Origin of the sequence: Pedobacter sp. BMA, assembly GCF_001027745.1 — a bacterium.
In the GTDB taxonomy this organism is placed as follows: Bacteria; Bacteroidota; Bacteroidia; order Sphingobacteriales; family Sphingobacteriaceae; genus Pedobacter.
Map to the genome: position 1 here is coordinate 139089 of NZ_LECU01000008.1, position 14293 is coordinate 153381.

General features: G+C 38.9%; 17 protein-coding genes. All 17 read right to left on the reverse strand.

From position 1 onward, the window contains the following. Positions 1 to 11: 11 nt before the first annotated feature. Positions 12 to 341, reverse strand: coding sequence for an NADH-quinone oxidoreductase subunit NuoK (gene nuoK / locus AB669_RS18790; protein ID WP_010601897.1), 330 nt, complete (start codon positions 339 to 341; stop codon positions 12 to 14). Next, positions 341 to 844 carry an NADH-quinone oxidoreductase subunit J gene (locus AB669_RS18795; RefSeq protein ID WP_047800898.1) on the reverse strand — a complete coding sequence of 168 codons (504 nt, stop codon included), beginning with the start codon at positions 842 to 844 and terminating at the stop codon, positions 341 to 343. The genes nuoK and AB669_RS18795 overlap by 1 nt, the downstream gene beginning before the upstream one ends. Before the next feature lie 111 nt (positions 845 to 955). Next, positions 956 to 1459, reverse strand: coding sequence for an NADH-quinone oxidoreductase subunit I (locus AB669_RS18800; protein ID WP_047800899.1), 504 nt, complete (start codon positions 1457 to 1459; stop codon positions 956 to 958). A 2-nt stretch (positions 1460 to 1461) separates the two neighbouring features. Further along, complete coding sequence (nuoH, locus tag AB669_RS18805; RefSeq protein ID WP_047800900.1) at positions 1462 to 2499, reverse strand: NADH-quinone oxidoreductase subunit NuoH; 1038 nt, start codon at positions 2497 to 2499, stop codon at positions 1462 to 1464. Continuing rightward, positions 2499 to 3509, reverse strand: coding sequence for a 2Fe-2S iron-sulfur cluster-binding protein (locus AB669_RS18810; RefSeq protein ID WP_047800901.1), 1011 nt, complete (start codon positions 3507 to 3509; stop codon positions 2499 to 2501). Before AB669_RS18810 ends, nuoH begins: the two co-directional genes overlap by 1 nt. A gap of 13 nt (positions 3510 to 3522) precedes the next feature. Further along, the gene (nuoF, locus tag AB669_RS18815; RefSeq protein ID WP_047800902.1) at positions 3523 to 4890 is read right to left on the reverse strand and encodes an NADH-quinone oxidoreductase subunit NuoF; all 1368 of its coding nucleotides are present in this window, start codon (positions 4888 to 4890) and stop codon (positions 3523 to 3525) included. Continuing rightward, on the reverse strand, positions 4890 to 5405 hold the full coding sequence (gene nuoE / locus AB669_RS18820; RefSeq protein WP_047800903.1) for an NAD(P)H-dependent oxidoreductase subunit E: 516 nt from the start codon (positions 5403 to 5405) through the stop codon (positions 4890 to 4892). The genes nuoF and nuoE overlap by 1 nt, the downstream gene beginning before the upstream one ends. Continuing rightward, positions 5398 to 6612, reverse strand: coding sequence for an NADH-quinone oxidoreductase subunit D (locus AB669_RS18825; protein ID WP_047800904.1), 1215 nt, complete (start codon positions 6610 to 6612; stop codon positions 5398 to 5400). The genes nuoE and AB669_RS18825 overlap by 8 nt, the downstream gene beginning before the upstream one ends. Before the next feature lie 6 nt (positions 6613 to 6618). Next, positions 6619 to 7119, reverse strand: coding sequence for an NADH-quinone oxidoreductase subunit C (locus tag AB669_RS18830; protein ID WP_047800905.1), 501 nt, complete (start codon positions 7117 to 7119; stop codon positions 6619 to 6621). Then, the gene (locus AB669_RS18835; RefSeq protein WP_047800906.1) at positions 7119 to 7661 is read right to left on the reverse strand and encodes an NADH-quinone oxidoreductase subunit B; all 543 of its coding nucleotides are present in this window, start codon (positions 7659 to 7661) and stop codon (positions 7119 to 7121) included. Before AB669_RS18835 ends, AB669_RS18830 begins: the two co-directional genes overlap by 1 nt. A gap of 214 nt (positions 7662 to 7875) precedes the next feature. Then, entirely contained in the window at positions 7876 to 8247 is a 372-nt protein-coding gene (locus tag AB669_RS18840; protein ID WP_047800907.1) for an NADH-quinone oxidoreductase subunit A, read from the reverse strand. A gap of 83 nt (positions 8248 to 8330) precedes the next feature. After that, positions 8331 to 10052 (reverse strand): hypothetical protein, encoded by a 1722-nt coding sequence (locus tag AB669_RS18845; protein WP_047800908.1) that lies wholly within the window; start codon positions 10050 to 10052, stop codon positions 8331 to 8333. A 77-nt stretch (positions 10053 to 10129) separates the two neighbouring features. Further along, positions 10130 to 11026 carry a PstS family phosphate ABC transporter substrate-binding protein gene (locus AB669_RS18850; protein WP_047800909.1) on the reverse strand — a complete coding sequence of 299 codons (897 nt, stop codon included), beginning with the start codon at positions 11024 to 11026 and terminating at the stop codon, positions 10130 to 10132. A 240-nt stretch (positions 11027 to 11266) separates the two neighbouring features. Then, a complete protein-coding gene (locus AB669_RS18860) occupies positions 11267 to 12085 on the reverse strand; it encodes an energy transducer TonB (RefSeq protein ID WP_047800911.1) in 819 nt (272 codons plus the stop codon). Positions 12086 to 12104: 19 nt separating this feature from the next. Further along, positions 12105 to 12611 carry a biopolymer transporter ExbD gene (locus AB669_RS18865; RefSeq protein WP_047800912.1) on the reverse strand — a complete coding sequence of 169 codons (507 nt, stop codon included), beginning with the start codon at positions 12609 to 12611 and terminating at the stop codon, positions 12105 to 12107. Between the two features lie 3 nt (positions 12612 to 12614). Beyond that, entirely contained in the window at positions 12615 to 13229 is a 615-nt protein-coding gene (locus AB669_RS18870) for a biopolymer transporter ExbD (RefSeq protein ID WP_047800913.1), read from the reverse strand. A 77-nt stretch (positions 13230 to 13306) separates the two neighbouring features. Further along, positions 13307 to 14137, reverse strand: a complete 831-nt coding sequence (locus AB669_RS18875) for a MotA/TolQ/ExbB proton channel family protein (protein WP_047800914.1) — start codon at positions 14135 to 14137, stop codon at positions 13307 to 13309. Positions 14138 to 14293 lie beyond the last annotated feature (156 nt).

Genomic DNA, 14293 nt, shown 5'->3' on the forward strand with positions numbered 1-14293 from the left:
TTAATATATATTTACCACTTAAGGCGATTTAAAACATTAATATCTATCGATTTCGTATTTCGGTAAACCATTACTATGATGGCTAACCCCACAGCAACCTCAGCGGCAGCAAGTGCCATAATAAAAAATACGAATACCTGTCCCGATGGATCGTTGCTGTGTACTGAAAAGGCGGTTAAAAGCAGGTTCACTGCGTTCAACATCAACTCAACCGACATAAAAATTACGATTGCATTTCTACGGGTCAATACGCCAATTACACCGATTGTGAAAATAATTGCACATAAATAGATGTAGTGATTTAGCGGTACGCCTGCCATTTGTGTAGTTAAATTTTCCATTATGCTTCTACCTCATCTCTTTTAGATAATAAAACTGCTCCAACCATTGCTGCCAACAGTAAAAGAGATGATAATTCAAACGGTAATAAGAAAGGGCCAAATAATTCTTTTCCTAAATTCTCCACCAAACCTAAACCTGGATTTTTCAGGATTAACGGGCTTGTAATGGTAGCTGCTTTAAATGAACCAACCAGGGTTACAATTAAACAGCATCCGGCTATAACACCAACAATTTTGATAAGGGGCGATTTTACCGGCTCAGTTTCCTTATTTAGGTTGAGTAACATCAATACAAATAAGAATAATACCATAATGGCACCCATGTAAACGATAAAGTTTACAACAGCTAAAAACTGAGCATTCAGCAGTACATAGTGTACAGTGAATGTAAAAAAGGTAAGAATTAAGTACAATACGCTATGAATGGGATTTTTTGCAAAAATCACCAAAAGCGAAAAAAGGATACTTAATGTGGCTACGAAATAGAATACTTGTGTACTCATTAATTTGTTTTTTGTTTGTATTCCCCGTCATTGCGAGGCACGAAGCAATCTCATTTTTATTGTCATTGCTTTAGGATTGCTTCGTTCCTCGCAATAACGTATTGTGTAAAATTATTTTTTCATCTCCAGTGGAGCTTCTACCAGTTTATCTTTTCCGTAAATAAAATCCTTACGTAAATAATCAGCTGGTACAATTGGCCCATCTAAATAAATTGCTTCTTTAGGGCAGGCTTCTTCACATAAGCCACAAAAAATACAGCGAAGCATGTTAATTTCATAGGTAGCAGCATATTTTTCTTCACGGTATAAATCCTTCTCTTCTGGTTTGCGTTCTGCCGCAATCATGGTAATGGCCTCTGCCGGGCAAGATAATGCACATAAGCCACAAGCTGTACAACGCTCTTTGCCATTTTCATCACGCTTTAGCGAATGCATTCCCCTGAAGTTGGTTGAAAACTCACGTTCAACTTCCGGATATCTTACCGTAGCCTCTTTTTTGAATAAGTGACTTATAGTAATTCCCATACCTTTAGCAATGGCAGGCAGGTACATACGCTCCATAAAGCTCAAAGGCTTTTGTTCCAGTACTTTTTTCTTATTACTTAATGATTCCATAGTTAAAACTTCTCTATAATCGCAATCACAACTCCGGTTATTATAATATTGGCAATGGCTAAAGGTATTAAGCCTTTCCAGCCCAAATTCATCAGCTGATCGTAACGGAAACGAGGAATTGTCCAGCGAACCCACATGAAGAAAAAGATGAAGAAAAATATTTTCGCAAATAGAATGGCTGTACCAAATAAAGGTGCCCAGGTTGGACCCAGTAATGTCGCCATGTAATCCATTCCAGGATAATTATACCCACCGAAATATAGTGTAGCCATTACCGCCGATGAAACAAACATGTTGATGTATTCAGCAAAAAGGTAAAAACCCAGTTTCATTGAAGAATATTCTGTATGGTATCCACCAATTAATTCCGTTTCACACTCTGGTAAATCAAAGGGCGCACGGTTGGTTTCTGCGAATGAGCATACCATGAAGATGATAAAACCAAGCGGCTGATACAACACGTTCCAGTGCCAGCCATGTTGTTGATTTACAATTTCTTTTAAACTCAAGGTATTAGTCATTAAAAGCAATGCGATAATGGATAATCCCATCGCAATCTCATAACTGATATTTTGTGAGGCCGCACGGATAGCACTCAATAACGAATACTTATTGTTGGATGCCCAGCCACCGATCATTACACCATACACGCCTAATGAAACTACGCCGAAGATATATAACACACCAACGTTTATATCAGTAACCTGTAACGGAACAATTTTACCACCAATCTCCATCGGACTTCCCCATGGAATCACCGCGGTTCCGATACAAGCACATAATAATGCCAAACCAGGCCCAATGATAAACAACCACTTGTTGGAAGTTGTAGGAATGATTTCCTCCTTCATGAACATCTTCACACCATCAGCCAAAGGCTGCAAAATTCCAAAAGGACCGGCTCTGTCAGGACCTAAACGATCCTGAAGGTAAGCTGCAACCTTACGCTCAGCATAGGTAGAATACATGGCTATTACCAAACTGATGCCGAAAATAACAGCAACCAGTATAAATTTTTCAATGATAAAAGCTATATCCATTAGTATTTAACTGTTTTATGAAATTCAACTTCATTTGCAGCCTGCAATGCAGCATTTGGATTAATTACAGGAAGCGGTTTTAATGTTTCGTAGTGGTTAGATGCAATAACAGAAGTATCATCTATGTGTGTTGGATGTTCAATGGTCCAGTCAGCCGTGGCTTTTTTATCAAAACGGCAAGTATTACAAATGAATTCTTCAACTTCGCCAAACTGATCTTTACGTGCAGTAACACGAATCACATCTGCACCTTTATACCAAAGCGTCACTTTACCGTTACATTTTTCGTGATCGCAATTGCGGTGTGCATCTACTGGTTTAGTAAACCACACACGGTTTTTAAAACGGAATGTTTTATCGGTTAATGCACCAACCGGACATACATCAATTACGTTTCCAGAGAAATCGTTATCAACGGCTGTTTGAATGTAAGTAGAAATCTCAGAGTGATCTCCACGGTTTAAGATACCGTGAACACGCTTATTTGTAATCTGGTCAGCTGTAAACACACAACGGTAACACAAAATACAGCGGTTCATGTGTAATTGGATTTTATCACCTATATCTATACGATCGAAAGTACGGCGCTCAAACTCGTAACGTGTTTTTTGTAAACCGTGCTCATAGCCCAGATTCTGCAGGTCGCATTCACCAGCCTGGTCGCAAACCGGGCAATCTAACGGGTGATTGATCAGCAGAATCTCTACTACACCTGCACGTGCTTCTAAAACTTCCGGTGAAGTGATATTCAACACCTCCATACCATCCATCACCGTTGTACGGCACGATGCTACCAGCTTTGGCATTGGCCGTGGATCTTTTTCCGAACCTTTTGTTACCTTAACAATACAGGTACGGCATTTTCCACCACTGCCTTCCAACTTAGAATAATAGCACATCGCTGGCGGAACTATATCACCACCTATCTGCCTTGCAGCATTCAGGATGGTTGTACCGTTATCAACCTCTACTGTTATCCCGTCTATCGTAACCTTAACTTTTTCACTCATGGTTAATGATAATCTATTTTTCTTCCGTTACCGGAGCTTTTTCAATTGGAGTAGCATAATTTGCTAAACCATAATTCTGTTGTTGACTCTTTACTGGCTCTTTAATGTGCCACTCAAATTCATCTCTGAAATGACGTATTGCACTGGCTACTGGCCAGGCCGCTGCGTCACCTAACGGGCAAATGGTATTACCTTCTATTTTACGTTGCACATCCCATAACAAATCAACGTCGTCCATTGTACCATGACCATGCTCAATCTTATGCAGGATTTTTTCCATCCAGCCCGTACCTTCACGGCAAGGAGAACATTGTCCACAACTCTCATGATGATAAAAACGTGCAAAATTCCAGGTATTGCGTACGATACACTGGTCTTCGTCAAATGCGATAAATCCACCAGAACCCATCATGGTTCCAGTTGCAAATCCACCCTCAGACAGTGATTCATAACTCATCAAACGAGGTTCGCCATTGGCGTACTTTAGTGTTAAGTTAGCTGGTAAAACCGGAACAGATGAGCCACCTGCAACAGTAGCTTTCAGGCGTTTACCATTTGCAATACCACCACAGTATTCATCAGAATAAATGAACTCTTCAACAGGTAAACCCAACTCAATTTCATAAACCCCTGGTTTAACCAGATTCCCAGAAGCAGATATTAACTTGGTACCAGTACTTCTACCAATACCGATTTTAGCATACTCATCACCCCCATCGTTGATAATTGGCACTACAGCAGCAATCGATTCAACATTGTTTACAACTGTAGGACAACCATATAAACCGGCAATAGCAGGAAATGGTGGTTTGATCCGCGGATTTCCCCGCTTACCTTCCAATGACTCTAACAAAGCCGTTTCTTCACCGCAAATATAAGCACCACCACCTGGCTGAACATATAATTCCAGATCATAACCTGATCCTAAAATATTTTTACCTAACCATCCGGCAGCTTTTGCTTCAGCAATTGCACGCTCCAGAATACGGATTTGAGGCATCATTTCACCACGCACATAGATGTATGAAACATGCGCACCCAAAGCAAAACTCGAAACTATCATTCCCTCAATTAATGCATGTGGAATGTATGTCATCAAATAACGGTCTTTAAAAGTGCCAGGCTCAGATTCATCAGCATTGCATACCAGATATCGTGCAACACCTTCAGGTTTAGCCAAAAAGCTCCATTTCATTCCCGTTGGGAAACCCGCACCACCACGACCGCGTAAGCCTGACTTCTTAACCTCTTCAACGATCTCTTCAGGTGTTAAAGTCTTAAGTGCCTTTTCCACAGCACGGTACCCACCTTTCTGGCGATAGACCTCAAGTGTATTGATGCCTGGTACGTTTATATGCTCAAGTAATAATTTGCGACTCATTATTTTTTAGATGTGAGATCCTCAATTAATTTATCTACGCTATCAGTAGTTAAGTTTTCATAGAAAGTGTATTCCGGACTAATTTGTAAAACCGGACCAAATCCGCAGGCAGCTAAACATTCAACTCCTCTAAAGCTGAATAAACCATCTGCAGTAACTTCACCTTCTTTAACGCCTAACTTCGTTTCCAGGTGGCTCAATATCTTTTCAGCACCAACCAGGCAGCAAGGTCCTGTACGGCAAACCTCCAAAGCATATTTACCTTGGGGTTTCAAAAAGTACATGGTATAAAACGTCGCTACCTCATAAACTTCGATTGGCTGAATATTCAAATATGCAGCAACCTGGTCCATAGCTGATGTCGGAACCCATAGAAACTCTGCCTGTACCAAATGTAGTAACGGCAGCAAAGCTGATTTTTGTTTTCCCTCAGGATAACGGCTTTTGATATCATCAAATTTGGCCAGCAATTCTGATGAAAAGGTTACAGGTGTTTGTTCTTCTACTTTAAGCATCTAATTCTCCTGCAATAATATTCATACTACTCATGTTGATAATGGCATCAGACAATAACATGCCTTCGCTCATTGGTGCAAACATCTGGTAATTCACAAAACTCGGTCTGCGGAAGTGTAAGCGGTAAGGGGTACGTCCACCGTCATTAATCAGGTAGAAACCCAGTTCGCCATTTCCGCCTTCTACCGCATGATAAACTTCTGCTTTTGGTGCATCAATTTCACCCATCACAATTTTAAAGTGATAAATCAAGGCCTCCATGTTATTATAAACCTCTTGTTTTGGAGGAAGATAAAACTCAGGAACATCAGCATGAAAAATGCCCTTTTCCTCAGTCTTCAGTTTTACCATTGCCTGCTCGATAATCCGTACACTTTGCCACATCTCCTCATTACGTACAAGATAGCGGTCATAAATATCCCCGCTGGTTCCTACAGGTACGTCAAAATCAAAATCCTGATAAGAAGAATATGGATCACTTACCCTGACATCATAATCTACACCGGTAGCACGCAATAACGGGCCAGTCCAACTATATTCCAGAGCCGTTTCCTTAGTTACCTCAGCTACACCGGCAGTTCTGTCGATGAAAATCCGGTTGCGTGTCAAAAGGTTTTCAAACTCCTTTAACGCGATTGGAAATTCCTTTAAAAATTTATTAATTTTAGTAAAGGCAATATCATTGAAATCTCTTTCGAAACCACCAATACGGCCGATGTTAGTGGTTAATCGAGCACCACACACCTCCTCGAAAATCTCGTAAATATGTTCACGGAACTGAAAAAGATATAGGAAAGTCGTAGTTGCACCTGTATCCTGCCCAATGATCGTATTACAGATAATATGATCGGCGATACGAGAAAGCTCCATAATGATTACGCGAAGATAATCAACACGCTTAGGCATCTGAATATTTAGCAACTTCTCAACCGTCATGTGCCACCCCATATTGTTAATAGGCGAAGAGCAATAGTTTAAACGATCGGTTAAAGGGGTGATTTGGTAAAATGGGCGATGTTCGGCAATCTTTTCAAAAGCACGGTGAATATACCCTATTGTAGAAACGCCGCTCACAATACGCTCCCCATCTAACTGCAAAACGTTCTGAAAAACGCCGTGAGTAGCAGGGTGTGTTGGCCCCAAGTTTAAGGTTACCAGCTCGCTTTGCGGGTCATTATCTGTAAATACCGGATGGTTATGATTCATATAGTTTTACCTTCCAAAAAATTCGTCTTTTTTATCCACTCTGTTTGGGTCTTCCAATGGATATTGTTTTAACATCGGGTGAACACCCAAATCGTCCATATTTAAAATACGTCGTAAATCAGGATGCCCCTCAAACTTAACCCCAAATAAATCATAAGTTTCGCGTTCCATCCAGTTAGCGCCTTTCCATACTGTTGTAGCTGTTGGAATAGTTGGATCTTGTTCAGAAATGAAGACCTTAATTCTGATTCTTACACGTTCAACCATGTTATTCAAATGGTAAACAACAGCAATACCATGATCTTTACCAGGGTAATGAACTGCAGTGATATCAGTTAGGAAATTAAACTTTAATTCATTCTTAAGATGCAAAAGCACGTTTACGATAACATCCTTATAGGTTACAAAAGTCAGTAAACCATAAGGCTCAGAAACAGCGGTAACCTTCTCGCCAAACTTTTCAGTCAGCTTAACATGTATGTCATTATTTATCGTCGTTTCTTCCATTATTTAATGCCGTATTGACCTAAAAGATCTTTGTAATAATCAGAGTTTCTTCTTCTGCCAGATTCGTTTTTAACCAAATCCTGAATACGCTGAAAACCGTCAAGAATAGCTTCAGGTCTTGGCGGACAACCTGGAACATAAACATCCACAGGAATAACCTCATCAATACCTTGCAAAACAGAATAGGTATCGAAAATACCACCACTACTTGCGCAGGCACCTACAGCCATCACCCAGCGTGGCTCAGCCATTTGGATGTATACCTGTTTTAATACCGGAGCCATTTTCTTTGCGATAGTGCCCATTACCATTAACACATCGGCCTGACGGGGAGAAAAGCTTAAACGCTCAGCGCCAAAACGACCTAAATCGTAGTGAGAACCCATTGTTGCCATGAATTCGATACCGCAACATGAAGTTGCAAATGGCAGTGGCCATAACGAATTTGATCGTGCCAGCCCGATCACCTTATCCAAAGAAGTGGCGAAATAGCCAGGTCCCTCGGTTCCTGGTGGCGCATCAACTATATTAATTTCACTCATGTTTATAAACGAAAAATGCTCATTCCTTTCAAGAATGAGCAACAAATTTACAATATTTAAAAGGCAATTAAAGTAGCTGAACTCGATTTAGAACCTTTCTAAATAATTAAATGTCTTGTAACTAAGTGTAAATAATACACCAGAAGTTAAGGCAGTTATTCTAAAGTTTTCCAGTGGAAGAATTAATTCGAAAACGGCGAGTCTTTGAAAGAAACTAATTCCAATCTAGGACCTTTTTCTTGATTACATAGATAAATCCTAAAAGAAGTGTTCCCATGAAAATGAACATTTCAATCATACCGTCCATTTTCAGAGCCCTGAAATTTACAGCCCATGGATACATGAAAATTACCTCCACGTCAAACAATACAAACAAAATTGCAACAACAAAATACTTAATGGAGAACGGCTGGCGGGCATTACCAACTGATTTAACCCCAGCCTCGAAGGTTTCTAATTTATCTGCAGTTTTACGTTTTGGTCCCAAAAAGTGTGTTGCCACCAATGTTGTAACCACAAAACCTAAAGCAACTAATACCTGAAATATAATGGGTAAAAAATCTACTGATGAACTTGTCGCTTGCATAATATCTATTTTCTGATGCAAAAGTAAAAGAAAAAGGCAGAGTAACAAAACTCTGCCTTTTCTAAATTATTTAAACTTTAAGATTATTTACTTTTTCCTTTTGCTGGTGTTGCAGGAGCAGAAAGTTCTTTCAGCTTCGCAGCAGCGAATGTACCAGTAGGGTAAACAGCTACACTTTTATCGAAATACTCTTTTGCTTTAGCTTTATCAGTATTGAAATAAAAACCACCTAGGTTATCATAAGCTTCTGATAACTTTTTAGCATTAGGAGTTACCAGTTCAGGTTTTGCTGTTACTTTCGCAATAAACGCTTCAAAGTGAGGAACCATTAAACCTTTAGGTGCTTTTTCATCATCAAGTAAGCTATTAACACGTGCTCTGTATAAATAAGCATCCGTAGTTTCAGGAGCCAGCTGCGCAACTTTAGCAATCGCAGTATCTGCTTTTACCAATAGATCTTTTGATGGGTTTTTCTTCGCAGAATATTGTGTTGCATATTCGAAATAATAAGCTAAACCATCATAAAAATAGCTATATAAAACACCTTTTCCGTTAGGATTAGCTGCAATCACTTTGTCATAAACTTCCGCAGATTTTGCATATTTTTTCGCGTCGAAATAAGCTTTCGCAACTTCAGCTAGTGCATCGGTATTCGCTGAATCTTTTTCAACGGCTTTAGTAATGTTGATAAGCGCTAAACTATCCTGTCCTGATTTTAATTGCGCTTTACCTAAGTAAAGGTAATCCAAACCAAGAATTTTATTTTGATCTTTCTCTTTAGCAAAAAACTCTTCTAAGCTCTTAAGCGCCAGAGGATAGTTTTTATTCTCATAAGCAGACCAACCTTTCAACCTCAACACAACAAGTCCTTTCGGATCATTAGCTGGAACCTGTAAACTTGTAGCTACCTGCTCTAGTGTTGGATAATCTTTTGCATAAAATAAGAACTGAGCGTAACGTAGCTGAGACTCGAGTGACTTGTCAGTTAGGTCGAGATATTTTTTATAGTTTTCAATCCCTTTTGCAGCTCTCTCTTTGTTTACACCAAAGCTACTCCACAACAAGTATAACTCACCTAACTCACGGTAAGCTGGACCGTAATTTGCATCAGCAGCAATTACATCTTCCAATTCTTTTTTACCTTCTTCAAAAGCTTTAGACTCTTTGTACATCCGGCCAATTTGAGTTTTTGCTCTTCTGTTGTTAGGATCAATATCGTTAACACGCATGTACGGACCTAATGCCTCAGAATTTTTCTTTTGCAATGCATAAGCATCACCTTGAGCTAAAAACACTTCAGCATCTTTGTCTTTAGAATCCAGCTCATCAGCTTTTGTAATGTTAGCTAAAGCTGAAGTGAAGTCAGGTTTAGATACATCATCACTTGGCTTGTCCTGAGCTAAATAAGCTTTACCGATATATAAATAGGTTTTATAATCTTTCGGAGCGATAGCTACTGCTTTATCAAAATTCGTTTTTGCAGAGGTTGGATCGTTTGATAACATGTCTGCTTCACCTAAACCAATTAAGTTCAGGTTATTTTTCGGTTCAGCCGCTACCCCTTTCGTAAATATAGCTCTCGCTGAATCGATGTAGCCAGTTTTTAGATAAACTAAACCAAGATTGTAATAGTTATCCCCATCACTCGCTTTTGAGCTTACCAATGATTTAAGCATTGATGAAGCTTTCTGGTACTGTTCAGCGTCAATGGCTTTTTTTGCTTCATTTAAATCCTGAGCAAAAACTGCAGTCCCCATCAACACCAAACCTACATTTAAGGTTATTGCTTTCTTTAAAATTTTCATCGGATATTCTGTTTGTTTAAAAAAAATGAAGTATCTCTTCAGATAACTTCGTGGTTCAATTATAATTATTTTAATTTTTACTTAGTGAGATTAATCTCTCTAGGCATCAACTTATGAGGCCCCAGTCCAGATTTAAGTACAATTAACTGACCTCTCTGACTTCTTAACCATGTTGCAAATCCTGTGCCTAAACCATCCCTGCCTTCGCAGTCAATAATATTGATATTCCTTAAGAAGGGATAAACGCCATTAATCAGGTTGTTTTGCGTTGGCTTGTAGAATTGATCATCACCAACCAGGCCTTTTAAATTCTTAACCCCTAAAGTTTTGACCTTTGCCAGCGATGCAGCCATTTCTGTGTTCCGTTCCGATACCCAATTAACGCCTAAAATACCAATAAAATTTTTATCTTCTGCAATAAACTTTATCACTTCATTACTCGAATTTTTGGAATAAACGCCACCGGCAGGAAATTGGCTGATATGAGCCAAGTCTTTAAAATATTGAAAGGTACTGGAATAAGCGTTATCAAAAACCAATTTCTTATCTGATTTCTTACCTTGTAAAATATCTATAACCTCTTTAACGGTAATTGTACTATCAATATTGTCTTTGTTTGTAATTAGCGCAATGCCATCGATAGCAAATCTTGAAGTGTTTATTTTAATTTTTCGCTGACTGTAATATTTCTCCTCCTGCTTGCTTAAGAGCCTTGGCAATACGATTACCCTGATACTATCATTCAAAAAAGCAGGTAATAATTTTTCCTCAGGTTTAACGGTCGTTTTGAATGTAGCCTGTGGATAGTCAAGACTGAAAATATCAATCTGTTGCTGCACAATAGGGCTAACACTTTCGTCAACAAGTAATTTTAAAGTCCCACTGGTACGTGTTTCCTTAATTTCGCTGGTCTTGTTTTTTCTTTTACAAGCAACTAGTGCGAAAATACAGCAGATAAAGAGGATTTTTTTCATTAATGATTAGTCACGCCCTCCAAGGCTGATAAGTCTAACAAAAGCATAGATAATTAAAAAAATTCCTATTGCAATTCTTCCCCAGTTTGGGATCACGCTAAACTGAAGCGCTAGTGGTTTCCAGAACATGAATGCTAGCCCCATAACGAGATACAAAACAAACATGACTAGGCCTAAAATGAGCAAAAACCGCTGTTTAGGCGATTTTTGCTTAAAAATATCAAAATTTAACATTAACAATTAGTTCAATGTAAAGTTAACGTTGATGTTATATTTTACCCTTACCGGCTTTCCGTTCTGGATACCTGGGTTCCAGCGTGGACTCGCTTTTAGTACGCGGATAGCTTCTTCATCTGTACCACTGCCCAAACCACGGGTTACAGTAATATCAGTTAGTTTACCATCTTTTTCCACAACGAACGATAAAAATACTTTACCTTGAACGTTGTTTTCCTGCGCCATTGGTGGGTATTTAATTGCACCACTCAGGTATTTGTAAAATTTAGGTAAACCTCCCGGAAACTCTGGTTGTTTCTCAATACTAACGAAGTCATAAACCTGGTTATCATCAACAGCAACTGCAGCTTCTCTTTTTGGCCCTTCACCCACTGGCTCGTTAATTACGATATCAGCAGTAGGATCACCTTTAATATCACGTTGACCTGGATCCGCTTCCTTCAGTTTTTCTACTGTAGGTGGTTCATCACGAACCTCGATATCCGGTTTTACAATCGGAGGTGGCATTTTTACCTGATCCACTTTTGGTGGCGGTGGCTCTACCGGTGGCGGCGGAGGTGTTTCCGGGTTTACCGGTGGTGGTGGAGCTAAAATTACTTCCTGTGCTTTTACCTGCTCTTCCTCTTGTTCCATAGATCCTTTTACAAGGCTATAGATTTTAGGAGAGAAAAATAATACAAGAAATAAAACAGATCCAATAATTAATGCTCGGGTAGTGTTTGATCCGTTGGTTTTACGCAACTGGTAAGCACCATAGCTTTTGTTTTTACCATCAAAAACCACTTCAAGCCATTCTTTTCTTAATATATCTAACTTCGACATAACTACTGGTTTTTATTGATTATAAAATTCCCTGATCTCTCATGGCTTGTTTTTCATTATCAAGGATATTATCGTCATCAATCTGACGAACTTTAACCTTTAATATTTCCAACTCGTCCATCATATCTACGAAATTCTGAAAGGTTGATGCTGATGTCGGTTTAACCAATACAACAAAATCACCTGCTACACCTGATGCATCAGCGGTCTTCCTATTTTTCACAATTGCGTCACCTACCTGACCTACAGATTCAATTGTTGGTGCTGTTTCACCTGCAACTCCCATGTACCATGCCACTTTGTTGTTTTTTCCCAACAAGATGGTCATCGTTTTACTCGCTTTAAGTTCTAATCTGTTCTCAGGTAGTTTCTCATTCTTATCTGGCTTTGCAATATCCATAGCTTGTGGCGTAGAGATTACTGTTGTTAAGATAAAGAAAGTTACCAGTAAGAACATGAGATCCACCATCGGGGTCATATCTACCCTTGGGGTGGCTTTCTTCCCGCCTGTATTTAATTCTGCCATTTCTTATTTCTTTTTAGCTTCAGAGTTGGTTACCAACAAGAATTTGTTAACACTTTGTTTCTGAAGAATATCAATAATCTTTTTAACCACAGGATATTCTTCCTTAGCATCACCTTTAATACTGATGCGCATGTCCTGATTGTTGATTTCCTTTGTTGCTTTACGGGCATTAAGTACCCAGGCATTTAATTGGTTGTCGGTTGAATCTGCAGGAATTCCTGGTTGTGCACCTGGCTTCATCCTATCCCCCGCATTCATTGCAATTAATTGCTTCAGGCTTTGAACAGGAACACCAAAGCTTCCGATTCCTGAGAATCTCACAGTCTCTTCTGGTGTAAATGTCAACTTATACTGTTCGCCCATAAGCTGTAATGTTCTTTCTCTTACTTTAGGGCCTGCTACTTCAAAGAAAACTTTACCCTGACCAATGGTTAATATTGCATTGTTTTCTACTGGCACCTTGAACTCATATGTAGAGGACGGGGTAGCAACAGCTAGGGGTTCTGGTTGTCTTGCCGTAGCAGTTAAGATGAAGAACGTAAGCAACAGTGCCGCCACGTCGCACATGGCCGTCATATCTGTTATCGTACTTGTTCTTTTTACTTTAATTCTAGGCATAATATTTTACTAGTTTTTAATAATGATGATCTTTTTTCCGGTTTTCCATAAAGCCGGTAAAAATTTTTTCAAAATTCTTATTTATGCGAACTAGCGTATGTTTGAACGATGCTGAAACCAGCCTCATCGATAGCATAAGTTAACTTGTCAATTTTAGAAGTTAAGATGTTGTACATAATGATCGCTAAAGTTGATACCGAGATACCCGTCATCGTATTGATTAACGCCTCAGAGATACCTACCGCTAATGCAGCCTGATCCGGAGCACCAGAATTTGCCAAACCGGCGAATGCACGGATCATACCTGTTACTGTACCCAATAAACCAATCAAAGTACCAATTGATACCAAAGTAGCAATGATGGTTAAGTTTTGCTCTAACATTGGCATTTCTAAAGCTGTTGCTTCTTCAACTTCTTTCTGGATAGCCACGATAGATTGCTCAACGTCTAAGTTAGAATCAGCTTCAACTTCGCTATATTTTTTCAAACCTGATTTAATTACCGCAGCAACTGAACCTTGTTGTTTGTCACACTCCGCTTTTGCAGCTTCGATGTTACCTGAATTTAATAATCCTTTTACTTTAATGATAAAAGTATCTAAGCTTGATTTACCGCTCGCTTTACCAATTACGATAATACGCTCAATAGAGAAAACGATAGTTGTTAATAATAAACCGATTAAAACGGCTACGATTGGACCACCTTTGTAAGCTGTACCTGGATAGTTGTTTGGTAATGGTAAGTTTTCGTTGTTGTTATCGATAAAGTTTGAAGGATCTCCTAATACGAATTTCCAGATAACAAATCCAATAACGATGCAGATAGGAATAACCAATGTTGCGAAAACATTTGAAGCACTAGACGAGCTCTCTTTTTTAACAGTTGTTGGTTTTGGTGCGTTTGCCATTTTTTTTTAATTTTTAGTTTTAGTTCTTGTTTTTAATTTTTAGCTGTTTTGTTCTTTTGTATTACACACAACGTTTGTCATCAGATATTGTTGCGAAAAACAAATTTATAAATTGATTTTAAATTACAAATTAATAAATCGATAAACAATCAAATC